The organism is Arthrobacter sp. BE255 (assembly GCF_031457335.1).
Taxonomy (GTDB): domain Bacteria; phylum Actinomycetota; class Actinomycetes; order Actinomycetales; family Micrococcaceae; genus Arthrobacter.
Map to the genome: position 1 here is coordinate 21,123 of NZ_JAVDWK010000015.1, position 25,873 is coordinate 46,995.

Sequence of the window (25,873 nt, forward strand, 5' to 3'; positions counted from 1 at the left end):
CCGCCCGCGCCAACGGAGGTTACATTCCCAGCGCGGCCTCGATCGGACCCACCGCGAAGAACAGCAGGAACGCGCCGGCCACGGCCCACATCAGCGGGTGGACATCCTTCACCCGGCCCTGGACCGTGCGGATGAGGACATAGCCGATGAAGCCGGCTCCCAGGCCGTTGGCGATCGAATACGTGAACGGCATCAGCGTGAACGTCAGGAAAGCCGGGATCGCGATGCCCCAGTCCTGCCAGTCGATCTTTCCCACCTGGGACACCATCATGAAGCCGACAACCACCAGCGCTGGGGCCACGGCTTCGAAGGGCACCAGGTTGATCAGCGGAGTGAAGAACATGGCCACCAGGAACAGCAGGCCGGTGACGATCGACGCAATGCCCGTCCGGGCGCCTTCGCCAATGCCGGCGCCGGCCTCGACAAAGATCTGGTTCGAGGACACCGAGGCGCCGCCACCCACGATGGCGCCCAGGGCGTCCACCTGCAGCACGCGGTCGACGTCGGGAATGTTGCCGTGCTCGTCCACGGTGCCCGCCTCGTTGGCCAGGCCAACCATGGTGCCCATGGCGTCAAAGAAGATGCTGAGCAGGATGACAAAGGCCAGCAGGGTGGCGGCCACGAAGCCCAGGTGCTCAAACGCGCCGAACGGGTTGGCTTTGCCTATCAGCGAAAGGTCCGGGGCCGCCCAGCCAGAGAAGGCGGGGGCAACCAGGGACCAGCCCTGCGGATTGAAGGGCTTGTCCGGGGCGACGCTCGGGCCGATGTGCAGCGTCAGTTCCAGGATGACGGAAATGACGGTGGAGGTGATGATGCCGATCAGGATGGCGCCCTTCACCTTCCGCACCACCAGGGCGATGGTCAGGACCAGGCCGAACACAAACACTGCCGTGGGCCAGCCCAGCAGCTTGCCGTCGAAGCCCAGGCCCACGGGCACTGTGGTTCCGGCGATATCGGGGATGCGGCGGACAAAGCCGGCATTCACCAGGCCGATCAGTGCGATGAACAGCCCGATGCCCACCACGATGGCCGTTTTCAGGTCCTCAGGAACGGCCTTGAAGACGGCGGTCCGGAAGCCTGTGAGGACCAGGATCAGCATCGTGACGCCGGAAAGCACCACCAGGCCCATCATGTCCGGCCAGGTCAGGCCCGGGTTGGTGGCCACCGTGACGGCGACGAAGGCGTTGACGCCCAGGCCGGTGGCCAGGGCGAAGGGGTGCCTGGCCCAGGCGCCCATCAGGATGGTGAGGATGCCTGCCACAAAGGCGGTGACCGCGGCCACGGCCGGGAACCCGAGGGAGTTGCCGCTGGAGTCGGCCCCTGAAAGGATCAGCGGGTTCAGCACCACGATGTAGCTCATGGCGAAGAAGGTGGCGAACCCGCCGCGGATCTCGCGGGACAGGTTGGACCCCCGCTCGGTGATCTTGAAGTACCGGTCCAGTGCAGAGCCTTGCTTAAGCATTGAGTCCTCCGGGGAGTCTGTGGGGATAGTTGAATCCTATGGGCCCTCCGGGCAGCGGTCCGGCAAATTCGCCTAGTCTGTAAGGAAGCCAACACAAGGGAGCAGTCCACGCATGGGTTCCATCCGCCGCCAGTTGCTGAGCGCCGTGCTCGGTTCGTTCGTTTTCGCCGCCGCCATGGTGGGCCTGGCCGGTCCGGCCTCCGCGCACGACGCCGCTGAATCCAGCAGCCCCGCCCAGGGCGCCACGGTCGCAACGCCGCCGGAAAAAGTCTCGGTGACTTTCAGCAACAAACCCCTGGGTATCGGCTCGCAGTTTTCCGTCAAGGACGCAGCCGGTATTGAATGGGCGGACGGCGCCGTCGAAATCGTGGACAACGTGGCGTCCCAGAAACTCAAGGCTGGCGCACCGGCCGGCGCGTACACGGTCAGCTGGCGGGTTGTCAGTTCGGATTCCCACCCCATTGAAGGGACCTTCGGGTTCACAGCCACAGCGGCGGCTGCCGGTGCGGCACCGGCTACCGGTCCGACGTCGGCCGCAGCCGTCCCGGGGATGGGCACCGCCCAGCCGGGCAGCACCGCGACGCCCGCGCCGGTTCCGGATGCATCCCAGCCGTTCCCGTGGAGCCTGGTGCTGTTCGCTGCAGTGGCTGTGGGGCTCCTGGTGGCCATCGGCGTCCTCGCCAGGCGGCGCCTTGGTGCGGGCGGCGACGACGACGAGGCCGCCGCCTAGGCGGGTAGTCGCCTGCGGATTGGGTTTCCTGTAGTCCCTAGGCGGGCAAAACGGCGGCGAAACTGCCGGTCATGATGGTCGGGGCGTTCTCCGGGTGGACTTTCGCAGAGATCGCCTGGCCCACGGTTTTCGCCTGGCGAAGGACTTCCTTCGGCGATGGCGTGATCAGGTCGCCCACCCCCACCAGGTAAATGCCGATGGCCCGCATCGCGGCCACCAGGTTACGGCCCACCGTGATGCCGAAATCGCTCAGCATGCGGCGCAGCTGGCTGTGCGCGCAGCGGGTGAGGACGATGTGGTCGGCCAGCAGGATGCCGGTGGGCGTGTGCACCTCCCACTGGTGGGAGGACGCCCCCTCGGCGCTGGACCCGTTGGCGCTGGACCCGTCGGCCGTGGGGCCGGGTACGGGGCGGACCATGGTCAGCTGGACGGCGCGCGTGGTGTTGCGGACGTCCACCTGGTGGCTGGCCGCGTAGTTGCGCAGGTGGCGGAGGATTTCATTCCGCTCCCGCAGCGAGACGGAGTCGGCGGCATCGCAGCGCTGCAGTGATGCGGTATTTGCCGGCTGGCCCGCGCCCAGGATGTCGAGCCCGTCCACCACGATGGAGTGCACGCCCCTGCGCCGCAGCTCGGCGGCCACGGCCAGGCCGGAGAGGCCAGTGCCGATAATCACCGTGGTGGTCTGTTCGGTCCCGCCAGTCATAGGCATGCTTGACACTACAGTTTCCTCCTTCGAAGGTGTGGGCAAACGCAGGCATCCTCGCCGTGCTCTCGCTCCGTTACCCCCAAAGTCCGGTCGCAATAGCTGGCCCGGGATGTTCTGACACAGAGCATCGGCGGACCAGCAGTGCCTCGAAGACTACAGAACAAAAACGTCCATGGATAGCCCAACCGCAAACATTCTTCCCGCGTTGAATGCGCTTTCCGCCGGCAGCGAAACCGGGTGTGGATAACCTCAGGTTGCGCCTGTGAGCATGCTTGCTAAGAACCTGTGGAACGAGAATAGTGAGAAGTGGACGCGGGCTTTGCTGATCCGGTGCGTGGCCTGTCCGGCGAGTGCACTGGTAATGGCCCGCTTCTGGCAGAATAGCCGCAACATCAGGCAGTATCGCGAGGAGGCGGCCCAATGGGCGCACATGAGATGCATCCGGACCCGGCACGGGATGGCGGCGGCAGTTCCACCGCTCCGCTGGGGATCGTGGTGGGCGTCGACGGATCGGATCACGGCCAGTGTGCCCTTGTCTGGGCAGCCCGCGAGGCTGAGCGCCGCCGCCGTCCGCTGCACATCGTCACCGCGTACTCCGTGCCGATCTTTGCTGCCTCCGGGCTCGACGGCGGCTATGCCACCGTGGATGACTCGGTGATCCGCGAGGGGGCCGAGGCCATCGTCAAGCAGGCACTGGAGAAGGTGTCCGGCTACAACATCGACGTTGATGCCTCTGTTGAGAATGGCGACGCCTCCGGTGTGCTCCTGGAGATGTCCGAGTCGGCCGAGCTGCTGGTGTTCGGGACCCGCGGGCGTGGCGGCTTTGTGGGCCGCCTCCTCGGGTCTGTGAGCAGCGCGCTTCCGGCCCACGCCAAGTGCCCCACCGTCACGGTCCCGCTGATTTGCTCCGACCGGCTGGGCGAGACCACCGAGGACAAACGGATCAAGGCTGAACAGGCGAGGTCCGGCCACCAGCCTGTGGAGAACGTTGTGGTGGTGGGCGTGGACGGTTCCGAGCAGGCACGCGTCGCCGTCCTGGAGGCCGCCTCCCAGGCCGAACGCCTCGGGGCAACATTGCGGGTGGTCTGCGCTGTGCCGCAGTACAGCGGCTCCCTCGCCTGGGTGCCGGCGCCGATGGACCGCAAAGCCCTCTTCGCCGACATCCGGGTCCAGCTCGATGCCGGGATGGCCTGGCTCAAGAGCCACTACCCGCATCTGCCGGTGGAATCCGAGCTGAAGGACGGCTCGCCGGTGGACGTGCTCGTGGAGGCCAGCCGGCATGTGGAACTGATCGTGGTGGGCACCCGCGGACGCGGCGGCTTCACCGGGATGCTGCTCGGCTCCACGTCCGACGGCGTCCTGCACCACGCGAAGGGACCTGTCCTTGTTGTCCCGGACCGGGAGGATCCGCGGTTGGCGGACCGGGCAAGCTTCGGCCCCATCCTCGGGGCAGCCTGAGGTTCCTGGCACGTCCGGGCTGAAGCCACCGTCCGAAGCCGCCCGCCCAAGTCCCTTTTTCAGCCGCAGGCCTCATGATCAGGAGGCATGGAAATGCCAGACAACCTTGGCCCGGTCCTGGGACTGGAGCACGTCCGCGCCGGCATGGTGCAGCTCGTGGGCGGCAAGGCCGCGAACCTGGGTGAGCTGCTCGCCGCCGGGCTGCCCGTACCGGAGGGCTTCTGCCTCACCACCGACGCATACCTCCAGGCCACTGCCGGCAGCCGGGAGGACGGGCAGCAGGACGGTGCGCTGGCTGATGGGGGCTCCCTCGCCGGGATCCATGAGGCGCTGAACGGCCACGCGCGGAACGGGGCTGCCCGAAACGGAACCGCCCACGGCGACTTGCCTGCCCTCGCCGCATTGGCCGGACAGGCGCGGGACCTGGTCCGCGGCACGCCGGTTCCAGCCGGCATAGCCGCCGCCATCGGGCAGGCCTACGCCGCCCTGGGCACCGATGTGCCGGTAGCGGTCAGGTCATCGGCCACGGCCGAGGACCTTCCCTCCGCCAGTTTCGCCGGCCAGCAGGACACCTACCTGAACGTGGTGGGGACCGCCGCCGTCGTGGAAGCCGTCCGGAACTGTTGGGCCTCGCTCTGGACGGACCGGGCTGTCAGCTACCGCGCGGAGCTGGGGATCGACGCCTCCACAGTGGCGCTGGCCGTTGTAGTCCAGCGGATGGTGGACGCCGTGACGGCCGGAGTGATGTTCACCGCCAACCCGTTGACCGGCCGTCGGCAGCAGGCAGTCATAGATGCCAGCCCCGGGCTCGGCGAAGCCGTGGTCTCCGGCTCAGTCAACCCGGACCACTTTGTGGTGGACCCCGGCACGGGGCAGGTCATGGAGCGGCGGCTCGGGGACAAACGGCTGGTGGTGCGGCCGCTGCCGGGTGGCGGAACCGAAACACTGGACATGCCCGACACCGGATCGACCGCCTGCCTGACGGACGGCCAGGCAGCCGAGCTTGCCCGGCTGGGCCTAAGGGTGGAGCGGTATTTCGGCTCGCCCCAGGACACCGAATGGGCCATCGATGCTGAGGGCCTGCTGTGGCTGACACAGTCCCGCCCCATCACCACCCTGTATCCGCTGCCCGAGAATGCATCGGCGCGGGAAGGCACCCGGGTTTACCTGTGCTTCAGCCTCGCCCAGGGCCTCACCCGCCCCATCACGCCAATGGGGCTGGCCGCGTTCAAATTGATAGGCTCCTCCGTTGCGCGGGCCGCCCGTTTTGACGTTCCGGAGCCCCGGAACGGCCCGTCGCCCTTTGCGGAAATCGGGCAGCGCATCTACTTCGACCTGACCACCGTGGCCCGCAGCACCGTTGGACGTCGGATCGTTCCCCGCGTGTTTGACGTGATGGAGGCCCGCTCCGCCACGGTCCTGAGGCGCGTCTTCGAGGATCCCAGGTTTTCGGTGACGAACAGGACCCCCATCGGCCTGCTGCGGCACGTGGTCCCGGCGGCGGTGCATGCCCGGGCGCCCGAGACGCTCCTTCGCGCCCTGTTCAGGCCGGAAGCCGCCCTGCGCCGGGTGAACCGGTTTGCACGGGACTTCGGGAAGTCCCTTGAGCTCGGGCCGGGCGCCACGCCGGCCGAGCGCCTCGACCACGCCGAATTCCTCCTGGGCAACCGCCTCTTCTCGATCGTGCCCGCGGTCCTTCCCCTCCCGGCGCTGGGATTCGGCATGCTGGCGCTCGCAGGGAAACTGCTGGGCGGCAACAACCGCTGGGACGATCTTCAGCACGTGCTGCGCGGGCTGCCAAACAACGTGACCACGGAGATGGACCTGGAACTGTGGCGGCTCGCCACGGTGATCAGGGACGACGGCGGGTCGTCCAGTGCGGTCAGGAACCAGGCACCGGCCGCGCTGGCCCGGCAATTCAATGCCGGGGAACTGCCTGCCGTGCTGCAGGCCGGCCTGGCCCGCTTTATGGACAGGTACGGCCAGCGGGCCGTGGCGGAAATCGACGTGGGGATGCCGCGCTGGTCCGATGATCCCACCCATATCCTGGGCGTACTGGCCAACTACCTCCGGCTGGAGGACTCCAGGCTTGCTCCGGACGTGCAGTTCAACACTGCCACCAAGCAGGCGGAGGAAACCGTAGTGCGCCTTGTGGCGGAAGCCCGGCGCCGCGGCCAGCTCCGCGGTGCCCTGGTGCGGGCGGCGCTGCGGCGGGCCAGGCTTTTCGCCGGGCTGCGTGAAATGCCCAAGTACCAGATCGTGGTGGGTCTCGCCGAGGTGCGCCGGCAACTGCAGCAGGTGGGAGCCGCGCTGGCCGAGGCCGGAAGCATCGCGGATCCGGACGACGTCTTCTTCCTCGATTTCAGCGAGGCACGGCAGGGCCTTAGCGGAAGCACGTCCGCGGACCTGCGCAGCCTCGTTGACCGGCGGAGGGAAGCGTACGCGCGTGAACTGGAACGCCGCCACGTGCCGCGGCTCCTCCTCTCGGACGGAACGGAACCCGAAGCGGTGCCATCCGGCGTCGCCGGCGCAGCACCCGCGGTGCCCGGCACGCTCAGCGGCAGCCCGGCGTCGGCCGGTATTGTCAGCGCCGACGCACGGGTCATCCTGGACCCGGTGGGAGCGCACCTGGAACCGGGGGAGATCCTGGTGGCACCGTCCACGGACCCTGGCTGGACGCCGCTGTTCCTGACGGCGGGCGGCCTGGTCATGGAGATGGGCGGCCCTAATTCGCACGGTGCCGTGGTGGCGCGGGAATACGGCATACCGGCCGTGGTGGGCGTCCCGGACGCCACGGTCCTGCTGTCCAGCGGGCAACGAATTACGGTGGACGGCGCCGCCGGAACCGTGGTGCCCGGTGGTGGCTGACCACCAAAAACGGGGTAGTGTTCCGGGCCCGTCCCAGGCGTAACCTGAACCTATGGGCTCCAAGGATGGAGTGTGGGTGGCATGAGCCGCACATGGTTGCGGTGGATGCCGGCGGCTGCAGTACCAGCCGTGATCGCCGCCGGGGTGCTGGCGGGATCCATTCCGGCGCGCGCGGGCAACCCGTTGCCCGAAAAGACTCCGGCGCAGGTGCTCGTCCTGCTCGGCGGACACACCACTACCACCCTCTCCGGAACCGTGGCGCAAACCTCCGAGCTTGGCTTGCCGGAACTTCCCTCAACCGCCCCGTCCTCCGGACCTGCGTCGGCCAGCGGAGCAGCCTCGATCGCTGAACTCCTGACCGGCCAGCACACCGCACGGGTATTTGTTGATGGTCCGTCCAAAGTCCGGGTCCAAGTGGTGGACCGCCTCGCTGAACGCGACCTCATCCGCCGGGACAGCGAGCTCTGGTTCTACAGCTCCAGGGACAATTCGGCCGCGCACCTGACCCTTCCGTCGTTTGCCCGGGACCTGCCGCTGGCTGAACCGCCGACGGCACCCACGCCGCCGGACCAGGCGCCAGCCCCGGTGCCAGGGCTCCCAAAGCCTGAACTCCCGGCCCCCGGCCTGCCACTGCCACCGATCCCGGCACCGGACATGCCGATACCGGTGCCAATGCCGGAATATTCCATTCCGACGCCGGAGGACATCGCCACCAGGCTGCTGGCCGCCGTGGACAGCTCAACCCAGGTCACCGTGGGTCCCGACGTTGAAGTCGCGGGCAGGGCGGCCTACAACCTGCTGCTGGAGCCCCGCACGCAGGGGACGCTGGTGGGACGGGTGGCCATCGCGGTCGACGGCGAAACGGGACTGCCGCTGCGCGTGACGGTGACGGCGCGTGACCAGACGGAGCCCGCCTTCCAGGTCGGATTCACCAGCCTGTCCCTCGCGAAGCCCGACGATTCGCTCTTCACGTTCGTCCCGCCGCCCGGCGCCAGTGTCAAGGAACTGCAGCTGCCAGTGCCCGCCCGGCCCTGGCCGATCATGTCTGGCTTCCCGGGATCGCCGGGCATGGCCGTCACGCCGGACACAGCCGCTGCGGAGATCCATGCGGGGACCGGGCGCCCGCAGATGCCCTCGATGGAGCGGCCCAGCGTGACAGGAACCGGCTGGGAAACGGTGATCGGGTTCCCTGCGGCACCGGCCGGACAGGGATCCATGCTGAGTGAATCCCTGCTGGAGGATCCGTTCCTGGCCCAGGCCGCCGTCGTCGTTCCCGGTGGCCGGCTCCTGTCCACCACATTGGTCAACGTGCTGATCACCGACGACGGACGGATTTTCGTCGGCATGGTTCCGGCGGAGCGGCTGCAGGCCGCAGCGGGCTCCGTGGCCAAGTGACCGCCGCTGTGGGCGGAAACGCATCAGGGACAGGGATCACCGGGCTGACCATCGAAACGCAGGGCCTGACCAAGCGGTTCGGCCATCAGCTCGCCGTGGACGGCGTTAACCTGGCCGTGCCGCACGGCTCCGTGTTCGGGTTCCTGGGCCCCAACGGGTCGGGAAAAACCACCACGATCCGCATGATGCTGGGGCTTGCCGCGGCGACGTCGGGCACCGTCAGCGTCCTCGGGCTGGACATGCCGAACCGGCTGCATGAGGTACTTCCCCGTGTGGGTGCCCTCGTGGAGGGGCCGGCTTTTTACCCTTTTCTGTCCGGTGCCGCCAACCTGCACCGGCTGGACGCCGCGAGCCGCAATGCGCGCCCGGCCACACGCCGGACCCGGGTGGGTGAGGCGCTGGAGCGGGTGGGGCTTTCGCATGCCGCCGGCAAGCGCGTCCACGCATATTCGCTGGGGATGAAGCAGCGGCTGGGGATAGCGAATGCGCTGCTGTCCCCGCGCGAGCTCCTGGTTTTGGACGAGCCCACCAACGGGCTGGATCCGCAGGGGACCCGGGAAGTTCGGAACCTGGTCCGCTCGCTGGCCGCCGACGGAGCGACGGTGTTCGTCTCCAGCCACCTCCTGGCCGAGGTGGAGCAGATCTGCACGCACGCTGCCATTATGAGCACGGGCCGCCTGGTCGCCCAGGGACCGCTCCCGGAACTCCGGCAGGCCGGTGAGGCCCGGATCCGCCTGCTAACGCCCGACGCCGGCACGGCCTTTGGCGTCCTGGCGCGGCTGGGCATGACTCCCGTGGCCGGCAGCCCAGAAACGGACGGGTCGGTGGTCACCGCCGTGTTGGGGACCGGCGCGGGCCCGGGTGCTTTGGCGGGGAATGGTTCCGTTGCGCCGGAGGAGATCGTAGCCCGGCTGGTGGAAGCCGGCGTGCGGGTCCGCGGATTTTCGGTTGAACGCGAAAGCCTCGAGGACCGCTTCGTGGCGCTCACGGGGGAGGGGTTCGACGTTGCCCAGTAGCGTGCCGGGCGATTTGCCCAACAGGGTTCCGCAGAGCATGTCCGGCGCCCAGCCCCGAGCCGTCTCCACGAGCGTCCGGGCGCGGGACCGCGCGGCGTCCAGTATCCCGCTCCTGGGTTCCGAACTAAGCGTCCTGTTCAGGCGCCGGCGGACCTGGGCAATGCTCCTGGCGCTGGCCGCCATACCCGTGCTGATCGCTGTCGCGGTCCGGCTCTCGTCCAGCGTCCCGTCGGGCCGCGGACCGGCCTTCCTGGACCGGATCTCACAGAACGGGCTCTTCGTGGCGGTCACCGCGATGCTGGTGTCAGTCCCGTTGTTCCTTCCCCTGACCATCGGTGTTGTTGCAGGCGACACCATCGCGGGGGAGGCGAGCCTGGGCACTCTGCGGTACCTGCTGGTGGCGCCGGCCGGCCGTGTCCGGCTGCTGCTGGTCAAGTACGCCGGCGCGTTGGCTTTTTGTGTGGCCGCGCCGGTTACGGTTGCCCTGGCGGGGGCGGCCATCGGTGCCTCGCTGTTTCCCATAGGGCCGGTCACACTGCTGTCCGGGGATGTGGTCCAGCCGCCGGAGGCTGCCGTGCGGCTCGTGCTGATCGCCGCGTACATGGCGGTGTCGCTGGCCGGGCTGTCGGCGATCGGGCTTTTCCTGTCCACACTGACGGTTGTCCCGGTGGGCGCCATGGCCGCCACGGTGGTGCTGTCCGTGGTCTCCCAGGTCCTGGACCAGCTGCCGCAGCTGGAGTGGTTGCACCCATGGCTGTTCAGCCATTACTGGCTGGGATTCGGGGATCTCCTGCGCCAGCCGGTGTTGTGGGATTCCTTCGGCAGCAACGCGCTGCTCCAGGCGGGCTACGTGGCCGTGTTCGGCGCCCTGGCCTACGGTAGGTTCGTCACCAAGGACGTCCTGTCCTGACGATTTGCCCCGGCGCGTTGCCCCGCCTGCGTCAGTAGCGGGCGGCGTACGGATGGAGCTGCATGCCGGCCATGCTGCTCAGTGACGTGACGCCGATGCCTTCCTCAGGGTTGAGCGCCTGTACCACCTGGCCGTTCCCGAGGTAGATGGCAACGTGGTAGAAGTTTGGCGCCGAGCCCCACACGAGCAGGTCGCCCCGCCGGGCCTGCGAGATGGGGACATGGACCGGTGCCGCCGCGTATTGCTGCGAGGCCGTGCGCGGGAGATACTTGCCCGCGGCGGCGAAGGAAGCCTGGACCAGCCCCGAGCAGTCAAAGCCAGTGGGGCCGGTGCCGCCCCACTGGTAGTAGTACGGTGCGCCGACTTTGGTCATTGCCACTGAGATGGCCGTCTCGTTGGAGCCGCCCGGCGCTGGTGACGGTGCGGGGGCCGGAGCGGGAGCGGGTGCTGGAGCCGGAGCTGGCGCCGGGGCAGGGGCCGGAGCCGGGGCAGGCGCAGGTGCTGGTGCGGGGGCCGGAGCGGGTGCTGGTGCGGGGGCCGGAGCGGGTGCTGGAGCTGGGGCCGGTGCCGCCGGTGCCGCCGGTGCAACGGGTGCGTCGCTTCCGGCACCCTGGCCCGACGCACCCTGGTCCGCCGCGGCCTGGTCGGCTGCCGCCCGGTCCGCGGCGGCGGTCAGGGCAGCAAGCCGGGCCTCCTCGCGCTGCCGGTCCAAAGCGTCAACGCGCGCCGATTCGAGGGCGACAGTGGTGTTCCGCAGCTGTGCGAGCTGGTCCACCAGGACTGTCCGCTGCGCCGCTGCCTCGGCCACCGCCTTGGCCTGAGCAGCATTGGCCTGTTCGGCCTGGGACTTGCGGGCTTCGGCGTTCCTGGCTGCTTCATCTGCTGCCCGGTTGGCGTCCTCGGCCGCTTCCGTCAGGGACGTTGCCGCCGTTGCCGCGTTCGCAGCGGATTCGAAGGCGCGGCTCCGGCTTGCCGAGATGGCTTCGAGCGTGGCGGCCTGTCCCAAAACGTCCCCGCCGCCCGTGACGAACGTGGTCAGGGCAGGGTTCATGCCGCCGTTGCGGTAGAGGTCCCCGGCCAGCTGCCCCACCTGTTTGCGCGTCCTGTCCTGCTCCAGCCCGGCTGCTTCTGCCCGTGCGGTGGCCACTTTTGCGGCCGCCTGCCGTGCCTGAAGCTCAACGAGCGACTCGCTGTAGGCGTTGTTGGCCTGCATCGCCAGGGCGAAGGTGGCCTCCTGGGCGCGCGCTGCGTCCGCAAGGAGCCGTTCGATGGCGGTGACCTGGTCCGCCGTCGCGCTTTCACTTGCCTTGGCCGCGGCAATGTCCTCGGGGGACGGGATCTCCGGCGCAGCCGGAATGCTGACGACAGGCGCGGCGGGCGCCGGTGCCAATGGTGCCGGCGCAGCCTGGGCATGCAGCGGGATGCTGCCAAGAAGCACGACGGCGAGTCCCAGCTGCGCGGCCCAACGGCCGGGTCCGGTCAAAGCCATTCGCAGAACCTCGCAGCATCTTTGGGCTGGGGAGCGAGGTCTGATTGGTCGGCACTGAGTGCCCCTCTGCCGATCGCCCAGCATTTCAGAGGCTACGGGACCATCTGCACTTTGGCAACACTGGTCACATCAATAACATAAACAACAAGAGGGCTGATGGGGTGCATTTCCGCCGGGTGTGTCGGGGCCGTTTGTGAGCTATGCGTGCTGCTGCGACTCGTGCTCTGAGTGGCTGGCCGGTTCAAGCTGGAACGTGCAGTGGTCCGTATCGAAGTGGGACCCCAGGCACGCTGTCAGCTTGTCCAGGAGCTGGTCCGCGCCCCGTGCGTTGAGAACCCCGTCCTCCACCACCACATGCGCGGAAAACACGGGCACTCCCGAGGTGATGGTCCAGATGTGGATGTCGTGGACATCCGTGACGCCCTCGACCGAAAGGATGTGCTCGCGGATCATCTTCACCTCGACGCCCTTCGGGGTTGCCTCGAGCAGGACATCCACCACGTCCCGCAGCAGGCTCCACGCCCTCGGCAGGATCATTAAGGCGATCACCACCGAGGCGATGGTGTCCGCGGCCTGGTAGCCGGTGAGCAGGATGACCACGGCAGCGGCGATGACGGCAAGGGACCCGAGTAGGTCCCCGAGCACCTCGAGATAGGCCCCGCGGACGTTCAGGCTGTCCTCATGCGCTCCCCGAAGGATCAGCAGGGACACCAGGTTGGCCACCAGGCCCAGGATGGCAGCAAAGAGCATGACGCCGGTCTGGACCTCGGGGGTGGAACCGATGCGCCGGATGGCTTCCGAGAAGATGACCACCGAAATCACAATCAGGATCAGCGCGTTTGCCAGCGCCGCCAGGACTTCGGCGCGCTGGTAGCCATAGGTCCGCTGGTCGCTGGCGGGCCGTCCGGCGATCCAGGCTGCCAGCAGGGCGATGGTAACGCCGGCGGCGTCAGAGAGCATGTGGCCAGCGTCCGCGAGCAATGCCAGCGATCCGGACAATGCCGCGCCCACCAGCTGGACCACCACAACTGCCATCGTGATGGCCAGGACAGCGATCAGCCTCTTGCGGTGCCGGCCGGTGGCCGTCATCCCGTGCGAATGGTGGTGGTCGTGTCCCATGCCTACAAGGCTAGTCCCAGGGGAAGCCGAAACCAGGCAATGCTAATCCCAGCCGAGTTCATGCAGGCGCTCGTCGTCGATGCCGAAGTGGTGGGCAATCTCGTGGATGACGGTCACCGCCACCTCCTCGACGACGTCCTCGCGGGTCTCGCAGATGTCCAGGATGGGTTGGCGGAAGATGGTGATCCTGTCCGGCAGCGACCCCGCGTCCCACCACGAGTCCCGCTCCGTGAGGGGGACTCCCTCGTAGAGCCCCAGCAGGACGGTGTCCGGGTCGTCGCCGGGCCCGGGAATGTAGTCGTCGTCGATGAACACCGCCACGTTGTCCATGGCCCGGGCGATCTTGGCCGGAATCCGGTTCAGGGCGTCGCTGACGGCGGCTTCGAACTCGTCGTCGGACATCGAGAACGGAGGGGTCTCCTGCGGACCGTCCGGGATGATGGGAAGTCCGGGCGGAAGGTGTGCGGGCATACCCTGACTCTAGCGGGAAACCCCGTCAGGCGGCTTTGCGCAGGGGGCGGGACCGGCGCCTTGTAAGGCCCACTCCCACCAGGCAGACCGCGCCTCCCACCAGCCCCCAGACGGTGGGGATTTCGCTCAGCAGCAGCCACGAAATCAGGATGGTGGTGCCCGGCACCAGGTAGGTGGTGGCGGCCAGCCTGCCGGCGTCAATCAGGGACAGCGCGTATGCCCAGGTGGTGAAGGCGATGGCGGTGGGGAAGATGCCCAGGTACACCAGGCCCAATGTGGCCGGCAGCGGTGCCGACTGCAGCTCGGACACCAATTGGCCGCTGAAGGGAAGGCAGCACAATGCCCCCACCGTGATACCGAACCAGGTGGCCTGGCCGGCGGGGAACTTCCGCAGTACCGGCTTCTGGATGATGACGCTGACGGCGGCGAGCACAGCGGCAAGGAGGCAGAGCAGCACGCCCGCCACATCCGCCGTCGAACGTTCCCCGGAACCTGGGCCGGAGCCGATCGCGATCAGCGCCACCCCGCCGAACGCCACCAGGCTGCCGATGATCAGCCACCGCGGGAACCCTTCCTTCAGCACGAGTCCGGCCATGATGGCAACCAGGATGGGGCTGACGTTGATCAGCAGGGCGGCGGTCCCGGCGTCCAGCAGGTGTTCCGCTGCGTTCAGGGCCACGTTGTAGCCGCCGAACCACATCACGCCGTACCCCAGGATGGGCCACCATTCCCTGCCCCGCGGAAGCACTTTGCTTTTGGCCAGCTGCGGGACCACCAGTGCGCCTAGCGCGACGGCGGCAACGGCCAGCCTGCCCAGCGTCAGGGAGCCCGGGGAAAAGGTAGGCCCAATCGCCCGGATGCCCACAAACGCCGACGCCCAGAGCACCACGGTCACCGCCATTGCCGCGACGCCGAGCGCCTTCACGCGGTTCGGGAGTGCGGGAGGTGCCGTCGATGTAGCGGAGTCCGTCGAGGAGGTGGTTGCCATGCTGCCAATCTAGCCTCGCGCAGGCCTCGGCGGCTGGCGGAAATCGGCCACGTCTAGTCGAGTTCCTGCCAATCGTGCGGGCGTGGACAGCGAGGGGAACGCGCAGCCTCGGTTAGGATGCGTGCCATGGTCTCAGCCACAACTTCACCGCCGGACACAGCCAAACGAATACGCCTGGTCATCTGGATCATTCTGGCCGTCATCGTCGTGGGCGGTGCGGCCTGGTACGCCGTGCTCACGTCCAACAAGCCCTCGCAGGACCCGCCGGTGGCCGGCAGTGAACAACTGGTTCGGACTGACAGCCACAGGCTCACCACACCGGCCGTGGAAAAGGCGCAGCTCGTGGAGTTCCTCGACTTCGAATGCGAGGCGTGCCGCTCCGTCCACCCCTTCGTCGAAGAGCTAAAACAGGAGTTCGGCGACAGGATCACCTTCGTCAGCCGCTACTTCCCGCTGTCGTCGCACCCGAACTCCGGACAGGCAGCGCTCGCCGTTGAAGCCGCGGCACAGCAGGGAAAGTTTGAAGCGATGCAGGCCAGGCTGTTTGAAACCCAGGACCAGTGGCACGGAAAGGCCGAATCGCAGGCGCCCCTCTTTCGGACCTACGCGGCGGAACTCGGGCTGGACCTCGCCGCGTACGACGCCGCCGTCGCGGACGACAAGACCAAGGAACGGATCCGGGCCGACATCACGGACGGCACCGCCCTGGGCGTGACCGGCACCCCGACGTTTTTCCTCAACGGCGAGAAGCTCACCCCCAGCACCAGGCAGGAGTTCCGGCAGATCCTCGCCGACGCCGTGAAGTAGCTCCTGGTCAGGCCTTTCCTGACCACTCCAGGAGGCGGTCCAGCGGCCACGTGGTGATGATGCGTTCGGCGGGCACGCTGTTGCTGGCCGCCCGTGCTGCGCCGTACTGCAGGAAGTCCAGCTGCCCCGGGGCATGCGCGTCGCTGTCGATGGAGAACAGGCACCCGGCATCGAGGGCGAGCTGGATGAGGTCGTCCGGCGGGTCCTGCCGCTCCGGGCGCGAGTTGATCTCTACGGCCACATTGTTTTCGGCGCAGGCGGCAAACACCTTTTTGGCGTCGAATTCCGACTGCGGCCGGGTCCCTCGGGAGCCTTCCACGAGGCGTCCCGTGCAGTGGCCCAGCACGTTGGTGTGCGGGTCCCTGATGCCCGCCAGCATGCGCCGCGTCATGGTGCTCCGGTCCGACCGCAGTTTTGAATGGACGCTTGCCACCACAATGTCCAGCCGGTCAAGCATCCCGGGCGTCTGGTCCAGTTCGCCGTTCTCCAGGATGTCCACCTCGATCCCGGCCAGGAGCGTGAAGCCGTTTCCGCCGGTGCCGTCGTTGATCCCGGCCACGACGTCGAGCTGTTCAGCCAGGCGCTCAGCGGTGAGCCCGTTGGCGATCTTCAGGTTGGGGGAGTGGTCGGTCAGTGCCAGGTACTCACGTCCCAGCAGCCTCGCGGCCTCGGTCATCAGACTGATGGGGGAGCCGCCGTCGGACCAGTCGCTGTGGCTGTGGAGATCGCCACGGAGTGAGCCGAGGAGCTCATTGCCGCCCTCGGCCAGAGACCCGGTGCTGCGCTGGCGCAGGTCTTCCAGATAGTCCGGCACCGCGCCGTCGACCGCCTGGCGGATCACCTGGTAGGTCCTGTCCCCGATCCCCTTCGTGCGTTTGAGCCGGCCGTCCTCCGCCCGGGCCTTCAGCTCGGCGGGCTCCAGGCCCGCGATGGTGTCCGCCGCTTTCCGGAAGGCCTGGACCTTGAACGTGGCGGCGCGTTCGCGCTCCAGCCAGAAAGCAATTTCGTTGAGCGCGGCGACGGCATCCATGGGTCCATCTTCGCCGCTTCGGGGCGCTTTGGTCAGGTGCCTGCGGGCCGATTTTGGAATATCCCGGCGTAGGCCCTATAGTTTTAGAGTCCAGTTCGGAGGAACTGCGAAGGACAAAGACTGACAGCCCCGGCTCGAAGCCTTTTCTTTTTGCTCCGAACGGGTTCTGGCCCCCATCGTCTAGCGGCCTAGGACACCGCCCTTTCACGGCGGCGGCACGGGTTCGAATCCCGTTGGGGGTACGCAAGGAACTGGTCAAACAGGCTGATAAAGTCTGGTAGGCTGGAAGCCTTGAAAAAACGCGGTAGCGATACTGCGGAAGCAAGAAAAGCAAGGCCCTGTAGCGCAGTTGGTTAGCGCGCCGCCCTGTCACGGCGGAGGTCGCGGGTTCAAGTCCCGTCAGGGTCGCTCTGATTGCCGGAAGAAATTCCGGTGGTCAAGGTGACATGTCACCTAGGCTCTGTAGCTCAGTTGGTAGAGCGTTCGACTGAAAATCGAAAGGTCACCGGATCGACGCCGGTCGGAGCCACCACTGGGAAGCATCAGTTCTTCGGAACTGGTGCTTTTCTTCTTTAACGGCCCGCACTCCTTTACCACGCCGCCTGCCAACAGGACGCTTCTCCCCGCCGTCTGGTCAATTCCCCGAGCCGTTCCCAGTGGATAAGTCCGTCTCAAGGGGACAAATCAAAATTCCCGTTGACAGCTTCCATGTAACGCGCGTAACCTGAATCACATCGCAGCATGTAACGCGCGTAACTAAAATTCCGGCCGGTCACCAGACAGGCCCCACGCAGAAGTCCCGGAGCATTCAATGGCGAACAGCACCCCACCCGCACCTGCAGCGAAGAAACGCGCAGCCGGTACGACGGCGGCGACCCCCGGGCAGCGTGGCGTCACCATGGCGGAAGTGGCTAAGCACGCCGGAGTGTCGCGCACCGCTGTGTCCTTCGTCCTTAGCAACCGGGAGCACCCCAACGTCTCCCAGGACACCAAGCACCGCATCCTTGAGGCCGTCCAGACACTCGGCTACCGTCCCAACGCCGGCGCCCGGGCCCTGGCCTCCAAGCGAAGCGACTGGTATGGCATCGTCACGGAAATCGTTACGGCCCCGTTCGCCGTCGACATCATCAAGGGCGCGCAGGACCAGGCGTGGCTGGACCGCAAGTTCCTGCTCATCGCCCCGTCAGACCAGGCGGACGCCGTAGGACCAAACCAGGGCCTGGAAGATGCCGCCGTGGAAAAGCTGCTGGAACAACGGGTCGAAGGACTCCTTTACGCGGCCACCTTCCACCGGGGCGTTCACGTTCCGAAAAGCACCCATGAGGTGCCCACTGTCCTGATCAACTGCTTCGACGCGGACGGGAAGCTGCCCTCGATCGTCCCGGACGAACGCGCAGGTGGGCGCGTCGCCGTCGAGCGTCTGCTCCAGGCCGGCCACACGAGGATCGGTGTCATCAACCTGGATCCGAACATCCCCGCCGCCGTCGGACGACTGCAGGGGTGCCGTGAAGCACTCGCCGAAGCAGGGCTGGAACTGGACCCTGATCTTGTAGTCTCCGGATACGCGACGGCGGACGGCGGCTACGAGGCAGCCTGCCAAATTCTTGATAAATATCCCGCTGGGGAAGGCAGGCCAACTGCCTTGTTCTGCCTCAACGACCGGATGGCCATGGGCGCCTATGACGCCATCAAGGAGCGCGGGCTCGCCATCCCCCAAGACATCGCCGTGATCGGCTTCGACAACCAGGAACTCATTGCGGCCTACCTCAGGCCGAAACTGACGACGGTTGCGTTGCCCTTCGAGGAGATGGGTGCGCTGGGTGTCCAGACACTCGCAAACCTTACAGCCGGACAGCCGATCACTGCACACCAGCAAATGGTCGACTGTCCGCTGCTAGAACGCTCTTCAGTCTGACGGCAAATCAACCACTGAAAAGCAACCCCCAACCACACCTTCACCTTCAGCGATGAAGAGAGGAAAGAGATACCCATCATGACACAACAGCGATTCTTCAGGGCTGCCCGAATCACGGCGGCCGGCCTGGCCGTGGGAGCCCTCCTGCTCACCGGCTGCTCAGCCAACCAGGGCACAACAGGTGCCACCGGCGCTTCGGCCGAGAGCGCATTGCTGACCATTCCCCGCGAGGACATGGGCACGTTCGTGCAGAACTTCAACCCATTCGCACCCACGGTGAACCCCATGGTGCAGCAGTCGATCTACGAGTCCCTCCTGATCTTCAATCCGGCCAATGGAGACACAACGCCGTGGCTCGCCACTGAGTGGCAAGCGGCAGGCGACGGCAAGTCCATCACTTTCACCCTCCGCGACGGCGTGAAGTGGTCCGACGGGAAGCCGCTCGTGGCCGACGACGTGGCGTACACGTTCGAACTGCAGAAGAAGATCAAAGGTGGCTTTGAATACCTCGAAACGGTGACCGCCGACGGCGCCAACAAGGTCACCTTCAGCTTCAACAAGCCCTGGTCGCCGGCCCTTTACGACCTCGGCCAGCTCACCATCCTGCCCAAGCACATCTGGTCCGCACTTGCTGATCCGGGCAAGGACACCAACGCCACGCCGGTAGGCACCGGCCCGTACACCGAAGTGGACAGCTTCCAGGCCCAGTCCTTCGTGCTGAAGAAGAACCCCAACTACTGGCAGCCGGAAAAGCAGAAGATCGCCGGAATCAAGATGCTTGCCTTCGCCGGGAACGACGGCGCCAACCTCGCCGCCGCGAACGGCGACGTCGACTGGGCGCCGCAGTACATTCCCAACATTGAGAAGACCTTCATCTCCAAGGACAAGGAACACCGCCAGTACTGGTTCCCGGCCACTGGTGCGATGATCAACTGGCAACTCAACACCACCAAGGCCCCCTTCAACGACGTTGACGTCCGCAAGGCACTCAGCATGGCCGTGGACCGCGACCAGGTGACCAAGATCGGCATGAGCGGCTACGCGAAGCCGGCGGACTGCACGGGCCTTTCCGGCAACTATGAAAAGTGGAAGAACGCCACCGTCAAGGACAACTGCACGTGGACCAAACTGGACGTGGACGCTGCGAACCAGCTGCTGGACAAAGCCGGCTTTGCCAAAGGAAGCGACGGCAAGCGCAAGCTGAAGGACGGCACGCCTTTTGAGTTCAAGATCTCCGTGGGCGCTACTTCATCCGACTGGCTCTCCGTGGCCAACGTGATTTCCCAGAACCTCGCCGAGATCGGCGTGAGCGCCAAGGTTGACTCCCCGGACTGGGCCGCGGTGGTAGCCGGCTACGAGACGGGCGACTTTGATTCGGGCATCGTCTGGAGCGCCAACGACCCCAGCCCGTACAAGTACTTCAGCACCTCCATGGGCACGGCAACGTTCAAGCCGGTAGGCACCAAAACCTTCGACAACTACCACCGCTTCGGGGACACCCAGGCAGACGCGCTGCTCGCCGAGTTCGCCGCGGAAGCCGACGAGTCCAAGCAGAGGGACATCGCCGACAAACTCCAGGAAGAATACAACGACGTCGCGCCCTTGGTGCCGCTGTTCTCCGGTCCGGAATGGGGCGCCTTCAACGACACCCGCTTCACAGGCTGGCCCACCCAGGACAATCCCTACGCGACCCTCTCGGTGAAGTCCCCGACCACGGTCCTGGTCCTGACGTCGCTGGAACCGCGCAAGTAGCCATCTTTCTCGCGGCCCCACCGCCGCACTGATCCGCACACCCGGCGCTGTTTCCGGCGCCGGGTGTGCTCCCAAACTTTCCGCAACTCCCGAATGGAGGGAAGCCGTGCGCTTTATCCTGCGCCGCCTGGGTTTCTACCTGATTGCCTTCTGGGTGTCCATCACCCTGAATTTCCTGCTCCCGCGCTTTATGCCCGGCGACCCCGTCTCCCGGATGTTCGCCCGGAACCAGGACCGGATGCAGCCCGAGCAGATCGAGCAGCTGCGCAAACTGCTCGGCGTGGACGACCGGCCGCTCTGGGAGCAGTACTTCGGCTACCTCCACAACATGCTGACCGGCCAGATGGGCGTTTCCATGTCCCGTTTCCCCGCTCCCGTCACTGAAGTGATCGGTTCACAGGTGGGCTGGACCCTCCTGCTGGGCGGGACCGCACTGGTGATTGCCGCCGTCGTGGGCAACCTCCTGGGAATCCTGGCAGCGTGGCGCCGCGGGGGAGCCGTCGACTCGGCGCTCCCGCCGCTGCTGATCTTCATCGGTTCCTTTCCGTACTTCTGGCTCGCCATGGGCGCCCTCTACCTGTTCGGCGTCACGCTGGGCTGGTTCCCCATCCGGCACGCCTTCAGCGACACCATCGTGCCCGGCTTCAGCTGGGAATTCATTTCCGACGTCGGCATGCACCTGGTGCTGCCGGCCCTCACCATCGTGCTGGTTTCGATCGGCGGCTGGATGCTGGGCATGCGCAACACCATGATCGCCACCAACGCCGAGGACTACATCACCATGGCCGAGGCGAAGGGCCTGCGTCCGGGGCGGATCATGTTCCGCTACGCCGCCCGCAACGCGATGCTGCCGTCCGTGACCGCCTTCGGCATGAGCCTGGGCTTTGTGGTGGGCGGTGCCCTCCTGACCGAGGTGGTGTTCGCCTACCCGGGCGTGGGCTACCAGCTACTGGCCGCCGTGCAAGGACTCGATTACCCGCTCATGCAGGGCCTGTTCCTGACCATCACGGCCGCCGTGCTGCTGGCCAACTTCCTGGTGGACATCCTCTACGTCCGTCTCGACCCGCGCGTGCGCAGCAACTAGGACTGATCATGACCACTTCCATCGCAAACACCGCTTCCAGCCTGCCCGCCGGGACCGTCGCAGATCCGCTCACCGGCAAAACGCCCGACGGCGGTACGGGGGTTCCGTCCGGCGGCACCGTACGCAGGTCCAACCGGAGCCTCCTCCACGGGCTGCTGACCAACAAAAAGGCCATGACCGGCGCCGCCATCCTGTTCGTTTTCATCGCGTTGGCGCTCCTGGCCCCGGTTCTATATCCGGACAACCCGTCCAAGATCACCGGCATGGCCTCCCAGGAGCCCGACGCCGAATACTGGCTGGGCACCACGGCCAAAGGCCAGGACGTCCTGGCCCTGACCATCCACGGTTCCCGCAGTTCACTGTTGGTGGGCCTGACCGTGGGATTCGCGTCCACCTTCATCGGCATCCTGGTGGGCCTGGCCTCCGCCTACTTCGGCAAGTTCATCGACGAAGCTTTGTCCCTGACCACCAACGTTTTCCTGCTGCTTCCGGGCCTGCCTCTCCTGGTGATCCTGGCTGCGTTCCTGCCGCCGGGCCTGGGCACCGTCATCCTGGTCCTGGTGGTCACCGGCTGGGCCGGCTCCGCCCGGGTGCTCCGCTCGCAGGCGCTGTCCATCCGGTCCAAGGACTTTGTGGCCGCTGCCGTGGTCACCGGTGAACGGCCGCTCAGGATCATGTTCGGCGAAATCCTGCCGAACATGGCCTCCATCGTGATGGGCACGCTCCTGGCCTGCATCATCTACGGCATCGGCGCCCAGGCCGGCCTGGAGTTCCTGGGCCTGGGCGACGTCAGCACGGTCTCCTGGGGCAACAACCTCTACTGGGCCGGCAACGAAGGCGCCCTGCTCACCGGCAGCTGGTGGGTCTTTGTCCCCTCCGGCCTGTGCATCGCGCTGGTGGCCTTCTCGCTGGCGCTGATCAACTACGCGGTGGACGAAGTCACGAATCCCCGCCTCAGGAAAATCAAAAAACCCAAGCCTGTCCCCACCCGAAAGCGAGCAGCGGCATGACCGTCTCCCAGACCTCCCTCGGCTCGCACCAGCCTGTCCTGGAGATCAAGGACCTCACCGTGAAGTACCGCGGCGACACCCGGTCCACCACCGCCGTCGACCGCGTCTCCTTCAGCATCGGCGCCGGCGAGATCTTCGGCCTGGCCGGCGAATCCGGCTGCGGCAAATCCACCATCGCGAACGCCATCATGCGGCTGCTGCGCGACCCTGCCGAAATCGCCGGCGGCAGCATCCGCTTCGGCGGCAGGGACGTCATGGCACTGGACAAGGAAGAGCTCCGCCGGTTCCGCTGGCAGGACGTGGCCATGGTGTTTCAATCGGCCATGAACTCCCTCAACCCGGTGATGACCATCGGCGACCAGATCGTCGATATCTTCACCACGCATGCCGGCTACTCCCGCAAGGAGTCCCTGCGCAGGGCCGCCGAACTGCTGGAACTGGTCCGGATCGATCCCGCCCGGCTGAAGTCCTACCCGCACCAGCTGTCCGGCGGCATGCGCCAGCGCGCGGTCATCGCCATGGCCGTGGCGCTGAAGCCCTCGCTCCTGATCCTCGACGAGCCCACCACCGCCCTGGACGTGGTGGTGCAGCAGGAAATCATGGCCCAGATCAAGGACCTGCAGCACCAGCTGGGCTTCTCCGTCCTCTTCATCACGCACGACATGTCCCTCATGGTGGAACTCTCCCACCGGATGGCGGTGATGTACGGCGGCAGGATCGTGGAGACGGCCAAGTCCACGGACATCCATACCGCCCCTCGCCACCCGTACACGCAGGCGCTGATGGGAGCGTTCCCACCCCTGACGGGACCTCGTGTGCCGCTCACCGGCCTGGCCGACGGCGTGAAGTTCAGCAACATTGCCGACCTCCGGGAAGCGGCTCCCGGGCATTTCGTGGCACCGGTTTCCCCCGCTCAGACTGCCCGGAACCAGCCTGCCCTGGAAGGAGCAAGCTCATGAGCAAGCACAGCGAAACACCAACCCTTGAAGTCCCAGCCCTTGAGGTACGGGGCCTGGTCAAGGATTTCCACAGCGGCGGCCTGTTCTCCCGCGCGGCCGTACGGGCCCTGGGCGGAGTGGACCTGAGCATCGGCCGGGGCGAAATCGTGGCCCTCGTGGGAGAGTCGGGCTCCGGCAAGAGCACCCTCGCCCGGTGCATTGCGCGGCTGGAACGGCCCACCTCAGGCCAGATCCTGCTGGACGGCACCGACGTCCTGAAACGGGACCGGTTCCAGGCATCCAAGGAATACCGGGCACACGTGCAAATGGTGTTCCAGGACCCCTTCGGCTCATTGAACCCGGTCCACCGGATAGAACACTTCCTGACCCGTTCCCTCACGTTGCACGGAAAAGCCGGGACCCCTGACCAGCTGCGGTCGAGGCTGGATGAACTGATGACCACCGTCGGACTCACCCCGGATATGCTCAATTCCTACCCGCATGAGCTCTCCGGCGGCCAGCGCCAGCGCGTGGCCATCGCCCGGGCCCTGGCCGTGGAGCCCGAGGTGGTCCTGGCCGATGAGCCCACCTCCATGCTGGATGTTTCGGTGCGGATCGGCATCCTCAACCTGCTGCGCCGGCTCCGGGACGAGCAGGGCATTTCCATGCTCTACATCACCCACGACCTTGCCTCGGCGCGCTACCTCGCGGACCGCATCGCCGTGATGTTTGCCGGCGAACTTGTGGAGGAAGGCGAATCGCTGGACCTCCTGGCGAACCCGGCACACCCCTACACCCGCCTGCTGGTATCGGCCGTTCCGGACCCTGCCCGCACCGGATCCTACGATCCCGTCGAGCGCGCCGCGCTGCGGGCGGCGGTGATGGAACCGGCGTCGTGCACGTACGACGGCGACCCGCAGCAGCGGTGCTCCGCCGCCGAACCCGTGCGGCACCAGGTGGGCGATCCTGCCCACCGGCACTGGGTCCGCTGCCATCTGTACCGGCCGCCGGCCGCTGCCGCCGGACACGCGCTGACCACCGACGCCCTGGAAGAAATGGTTTCCGCATGACCGGCCTGACCCACCCGCTGGCCACCGTGCCGCAGGATGAACTCGTGATCCGCGCCGAGGCGGATCCGCACCGGCCGCGCTTCCACTTCGTCTCGCCTGCGGGCTGGCTCAACGATCCCAACGGGGTCAGCCAGTGGAACGGCACCTACCACCTCTTCTACCAGTACAACCCGGAGGGGGCCTTCCACCACCGCATCCTGTGGGGCCACGCCACCAGCACGGACCTGGTCACCTGGACGGATCAGCCAGTCGCGCTGGAACCGTCCGAAGGGCCGGACGCTGACGGCTGCTGGTCCGGCGTGCTGGTGAACGACGGCGGCACGCCCACCCTGGTGTATTCAGGCCGGCACGGCGAACACGAACTTCCGTGTGTGGCCGTCGGATCACCGGACCTGCTCTCCTGGACCAAAGCCCCGGAAAACCCGGTGATCGCCGCCCCGCCGGCCGGGGTGGACATCACCGCCTACAGGGACCACTGCGTGTGGCGCGAGGGATCCCGCTGGCGCCAGCTGGTGGGCTCGGGCATCAGGGGCCGCGGCGGCACGGCGTTCCTCTATGAGTCGGCTGACCTCCGGACCTGGGACTATATCGGGCCGCTGCACATCGGCGACGCGTCCGCCGGCGATCCTGCGGCGACGGACTGGGAAGGCACCATGTGGGAGTGCGTGGACCTGTTCCGCGCCGGCCCCGGCGTGCTGGGGGACAGCGGTGGCCCGGCCGACGATGTGCTCGTCTTTTCCGCCTGGGACGACGGCGACACCCGGCACCCGCTGTACTGGACCGGGCGGTACGCGGGAGACTCTTACACCCCGCGGCAGCTGCGCCGGCTGGATTACGGAGGCAGGTACTTCTACGCACCCCAGTCATTCGCCGACGACGCCGGCCGCCGCGTGATGTTCGGGTGGCTGCAGGAGGGCCGGACGGATGTGGCCATGGTCGAAGCCGGCTGGTCCGGCGTCATGAGCCTGCCACGCGTGTCGACCCCCGACGAACAAGGGGAACTGGCCTTCACTCCCGTGCCGGAGATCGAGTCGCTCCGCCGGGACCACGTCAGGCTCGGGCCGCGGGACGTGGGCGGCAGCAGCGTTCTCGACGGGGTGTCCGGAAATCAACTGGATCTGGAACTGGACGTTGAACTGGAGCCCGGGGCAGTCTTCCGGCTCGGGATTCTGGGTGCCGGTATTTCCCCGGCCGAAACAGGCCAGAGCCCCGCCGAGGAGACGGTCATCGAGGTGGGCCGCGCCGACGGAATCAGCGGGGAGTCATGGCTGCGGCTCGACCGCTCCGGCAGCAGCCTGGACCAAATGGTGGACACGGAGGAGCGATCCGGGCCGGTAAGGCTTCCCGGCGGCAAGCTCCACCTGCGGGTCCTCGTGGACCGCTCGGCGTTGGAGATCTTCGCCAACGGCAAGCCCCTGACAGCCCGGGTCTATCCCACCCTTGGCGGGACTGCTGTGCGGCTGTCAGCCGACGGGAAGGTTCGACTGCGGCAGCTCGATGCCTGGCGGATGGAGGGAATCTTCGGCGGCCCGCGACCGCTGTTCCCCTAACTTTCCAGCGCCTGATCCCGCCGGCCCTTTGGGGACTCATGACGGCGCCCGCGGAGCAATCGATCCCCGCAATCAATCACCACGCTGGATCCACCCGCGGGCCGG

At 66.9% G+C, this 25,873-nt stretch carries 21 protein-coding genes and 3 tRNA genes; 17 read left to right on the top strand and 7 right to left on the bottom strand.

The features are described from left to right. Positions 1-19: 19 nt before the first annotated feature. A complete protein-coding gene (locus J2X42_RS20660) occupies positions 20-1,462 on the bottom strand; it encodes an NCS2 family permease (protein WP_310167807.1) in 1,443 nt (480 codons plus the stop codon). Between the two features lie 112 nt (positions 1,463-1,574). On the opposite strand from J2X42_RS20660, the gene J2X42_RS20665 reads away from it, so the two are divergent. Then, positions 1,575-2,192, top strand: coding sequence for a copper resistance protein CopC (locus J2X42_RS20665; protein WP_310167809.1), 618 nt, complete (start codon positions 1,575-1,577; stop codon positions 2,190-2,192). A 37-nt stretch (positions 2,193-2,229) separates the two neighbouring features. Here the strand turns inward: J2X42_RS20665 and J2X42_RS20670 are convergent, their stop codons facing one another. Next, positions 2,230-2,901, bottom strand: a complete 672-nt coding sequence (locus tag J2X42_RS20670) for an NAD(P)/FAD-dependent oxidoreductase (protein WP_310167893.1) — start codon at positions 2,899-2,901, stop codon at positions 2,230-2,232. Positions 2,902-3,318: 417 nt separating this feature from the next. Between J2X42_RS20670 and J2X42_RS20675 the strand changes: the two genes are divergently transcribed. From J2X42_RS20675 to J2X42_RS20695, 5 genes are all read left to right on the top strand, one after another. Continuing rightward, positions 3,319-4,356, top strand: a complete 1,038-nt coding sequence (locus J2X42_RS20675; RefSeq protein WP_310167811.1) for a universal stress protein — start codon at positions 3,319-3,321, stop codon at positions 4,354-4,356. A gap of 93 nt (positions 4,357-4,449) precedes the next feature. Beyond that, positions 4,450-7,224: a PEP/pyruvate-binding domain-containing protein gene (locus J2X42_RS20680; protein ID WP_310167812.1), complete on the top strand. Its 2,775-nt coding sequence runs from the start codon at positions 4,450-4,452 to the stop codon at positions 7,222-7,224. Between the two features lie 81 nt (positions 7,225-7,305). Next, complete coding sequence (locus J2X42_RS20685; protein ID WP_310167813.1) at positions 7,306-8,619, top strand: hypothetical protein; 1,314 nt, start codon at positions 7,306-7,308, stop codon at positions 8,617-8,619. Further along, positions 8,616-9,635, top strand: a complete 1,020-nt coding sequence (locus J2X42_RS20690) for an ATP-binding cassette domain-containing protein (protein ID WP_310167814.1) — start codon at positions 8,616-8,618, stop codon at positions 9,633-9,635. Before J2X42_RS20685 ends, J2X42_RS20690 begins: the two co-directional genes overlap by 4 nt. Positions 9,636-9,672: 37 nt before the next feature. After that, positions 9,673-10,545: an ABC transporter permease gene (locus J2X42_RS20695; RefSeq protein ID WP_310167815.1), complete on the top strand. Its 873-nt coding sequence runs from the start codon at positions 9,673-9,675 to the stop codon at positions 10,543-10,545. Between the two features lie 31 nt (positions 10,546-10,576). Here the strand turns inward: J2X42_RS20695 and J2X42_RS20700 are convergent, their stop codons facing one another. The 4 genes from J2X42_RS20700 to J2X42_RS20715 all read right to left on the bottom strand — a co-directional run bounded on the left by J2X42_RS20700 (position 10,577) and on the right by J2X42_RS20715 (position 14,549). Beyond that, positions 10,577-12,034 (bottom strand): C40 family peptidase, encoded by a 1,458-nt coding sequence (locus J2X42_RS20700; RefSeq protein WP_310167816.1) that lies wholly within the window; start codon positions 12,032-12,034, stop codon positions 10,577-10,579. Between the two features lie 198 nt (positions 12,035-12,232). Beyond that, positions 12,233-13,153, bottom strand: a complete 921-nt coding sequence (locus J2X42_RS20705) for a cation diffusion facilitator family transporter (RefSeq protein ID WP_310167818.1) — start codon at positions 13,151-13,153, stop codon at positions 12,233-12,235. A gap of 42 nt (positions 13,154-13,195) precedes the next feature. Beyond that, positions 13,196-13,624, bottom strand: coding sequence for a metallopeptidase family protein (locus J2X42_RS20710; RefSeq protein WP_310167819.1), 429 nt, complete (start codon positions 13,622-13,624; stop codon positions 13,196-13,198). Between the two features lie 25 nt (positions 13,625-13,649). After that, on the bottom strand, positions 13,650-14,549 hold the full coding sequence (locus J2X42_RS20715; RefSeq protein WP_310167894.1) for a DMT family transporter: 900 nt from the start codon (positions 14,547-14,549) through the stop codon (positions 13,650-13,652). A 189-nt stretch (positions 14,550-14,738) separates the two neighbouring features. On the opposite strand from J2X42_RS20715, the gene J2X42_RS20720 reads away from it, so the two are divergent. Further along, positions 14,739-15,419: a thioredoxin domain-containing protein gene (locus J2X42_RS20720; protein ID WP_310167820.1), complete on the top strand. Its 681-nt coding sequence runs from the start codon at positions 14,739-14,741 to the stop codon at positions 15,417-15,419. A gap of 7 nt (positions 15,420-15,426) precedes the next feature. Here J2X42_RS20720 and J2X42_RS20725 read toward each other — a convergent pair whose 3' ends face one another. Next, the gene (locus tag J2X42_RS20725; RefSeq protein ID WP_310167821.1) at positions 15,427-16,449 is read right to left on the bottom strand and encodes a PHP domain-containing protein; all 1,023 of its coding nucleotides are present in this window, start codon (positions 16,447-16,449) and stop codon (positions 15,427-15,429) included. A 169-nt stretch (positions 16,450-16,618) separates the two neighbouring features. Here J2X42_RS20725 and J2X42_RS20730 point away from each other — a divergent pair. The 10 genes from J2X42_RS20730 (at position 16,619) to J2X42_RS20775 (ending at position 25,768) form a co-directional block, all read left to right on the top strand. After that, positions 16,619-16,691, top strand: a tRNA-Glu gene (locus J2X42_RS20730). A 92-nt stretch (positions 16,692-16,783) separates the two neighbouring features. After that, a tRNA-Asp gene (locus J2X42_RS20735) sits at positions 16,784-16,857 on the top strand. Between the two features lie 48 nt (positions 16,858-16,905). Further along, a tRNA-Phe gene (locus J2X42_RS20740) sits at positions 16,906-16,981 on the top strand. Positions 16,982-17,260: 279 nt separating this feature from the next. Then, positions 17,261-18,364, top strand: a complete 1,104-nt coding sequence (locus tag J2X42_RS20745) for a LacI family DNA-binding transcriptional regulator (protein ID WP_310167822.1) — start codon at positions 17,261-17,263, stop codon at positions 18,362-18,364. Between the two features lie 78 nt (positions 18,365-18,442). Next, the gene (locus J2X42_RS20750) at positions 18,443-20,116 is read left to right on the top strand and encodes an ABC transporter substrate-binding protein (protein ID WP_310167823.1); all 1,674 of its coding nucleotides are present in this window, start codon (positions 18,443-18,445) and stop codon (positions 20,114-20,116) included. A gap of 106 nt (positions 20,117-20,222) precedes the next feature. Further along, positions 20,223-21,200: an ABC transporter permease gene (locus J2X42_RS20755; RefSeq protein WP_310167824.1), complete on the top strand. Its 978-nt coding sequence runs from the start codon at positions 20,223-20,225 to the stop codon at positions 21,198-21,200. Between the two features lie 8 nt (positions 21,201-21,208). Next, entirely contained in the window at positions 21,209-22,210 is a 1,002-nt protein-coding gene (locus J2X42_RS20760) for an ABC transporter permease (RefSeq protein WP_310167825.1), read from the top strand. Beyond that, positions 22,207-23,169, top strand: a complete 963-nt coding sequence (locus J2X42_RS20765; RefSeq protein ID WP_310167826.1) for an ABC transporter ATP-binding protein — start codon at positions 22,207-22,209, stop codon at positions 23,167-23,169. The genes J2X42_RS20760 and J2X42_RS20765 overlap by 4 nt, the downstream gene beginning before the upstream one ends. Continuing rightward, positions 23,166-24,218, top strand: a complete 1,053-nt coding sequence (locus tag J2X42_RS20770) for an ABC transporter ATP-binding protein (RefSeq protein WP_310167827.1) — start codon at positions 23,166-23,168, stop codon at positions 24,216-24,218. Before J2X42_RS20765 ends, J2X42_RS20770 begins: the two co-directional genes overlap by 4 nt. Continuing rightward, on the top strand, positions 24,215-25,768 hold the full coding sequence (locus tag J2X42_RS20775) for a glycoside hydrolase family 32 protein (protein ID WP_310167828.1): 1,554 nt from the start codon (positions 24,215-24,217) through the stop codon (positions 25,766-25,768). The genes J2X42_RS20770 and J2X42_RS20775 overlap by 4 nt, the downstream gene beginning before the upstream one ends. The last annotated feature ends 105 nt before the right edge of the window (positions 25,769-25,873 follow it).

Excerpts from the sequence above, each read along its gene's own strand:
- J2X42_RS20660 (WP_310167807.1), bottom strand. The coding sequence starts at position 1,462 with ATGCTTAAGCAAGGCTCTGCACTGGACCGGTACTTCAAGATCACCGAG.
- J2X42_RS20665 (WP_310167809.1), top strand. The coding sequence starts at position 1,575 with ATGGGTTCCATCCGCCGCCAGTTGCTGAGCGCCGTGCTCGGTTCGTTC.
- J2X42_RS20670 (WP_310167893.1), bottom strand. The coding sequence starts at position 2,901 with ATGCCTATGACTGGCGGGACCGAACAGACCACCACGGTGATTATCGGC.
- J2X42_RS20675 (WP_310167811.1), top strand. The coding sequence starts at position 3,319 with ATGGGCGCACATGAGATGCATCCGGACCCGGCACGGGATGGCGGCGGC.
- J2X42_RS20680 (WP_310167812.1), top strand. The coding sequence starts at position 4,450 with ATGCCAGACAACCTTGGCCCGGTCCTGGGACTGGAGCACGTCCGCGCC.
- J2X42_RS20685 (WP_310167813.1), top strand. The coding sequence starts at position 7,306 with ATGAGCCGCACATGGTTGCGGTGGATGCCGGCGGCTGCAGTACCAGCC.
- J2X42_RS20695 (WP_310167815.1), top strand. The coding sequence starts at position 9,673 with ATGTCCGGCGCCCAGCCCCGAGCCGTCTCCACGAGCGTCCGGGCGCGG.
- J2X42_RS20700 (WP_310167816.1), bottom strand. The coding sequence starts at position 12,034 with ATGGCTTTGACCGGACCCGGCCGTTGGGCCGCGCAGCTGGGACTCGCC.
- J2X42_RS20705 (WP_310167818.1), bottom strand. The coding sequence starts at position 13,153 with ATGGGACACGACCACCACCATTCGCACGGGATGACGGCCACCGGCCGG.
- J2X42_RS20710 (WP_310167819.1), bottom strand. The coding sequence starts at position 13,624 with ATGCCCGCACACCTTCCGCCCGGACTTCCCATCATCCCGGACGGTCCG.
- J2X42_RS20720 (WP_310167820.1), top strand. The coding sequence starts at position 14,739 with ATGGTCTCAGCCACAACTTCACCGCCGGACACAGCCAAACGAATACGC.
- J2X42_RS20725 (WP_310167821.1), bottom strand. The coding sequence starts at position 16,449 with ATGGATGCCGTCGCCGCGCTCAACGAAATTGCTTTCTGGCTGGAGCGC.
- J2X42_RS20745 (WP_310167822.1), top strand. The coding sequence starts at position 17,261 with ATGGCGAACAGCACCCCACCCGCACCTGCAGCGAAGAAACGCGCAGCC.
- J2X42_RS20750 (WP_310167823.1), top strand. The coding sequence starts at position 18,443 with ATGACACAACAGCGATTCTTCAGGGCTGCCCGAATCACGGCGGCCGGC.
- J2X42_RS20760 (WP_310167825.1), top strand. The coding sequence starts at position 21,209 with ATGACCACTTCCATCGCAAACACCGCTTCCAGCCTGCCCGCCGGGACC.
- J2X42_RS20765 (WP_310167826.1), top strand. The coding sequence starts at position 22,207 with ATGACCGTCTCCCAGACCTCCCTCGGCTCGCACCAGCCTGTCCTGGAG.
- J2X42_RS20770 (WP_310167827.1), top strand. The coding sequence starts at position 23,166 with ATGAGCAAGCACAGCGAAACACCAACCCTTGAAGTCCCAGCCCTTGAG.
- J2X42_RS20775 (WP_310167828.1), top strand. The coding sequence starts at position 24,215 with ATGACCGGCCTGACCCACCCGCTGGCCACCGTGCCGCAGGATGAACTC.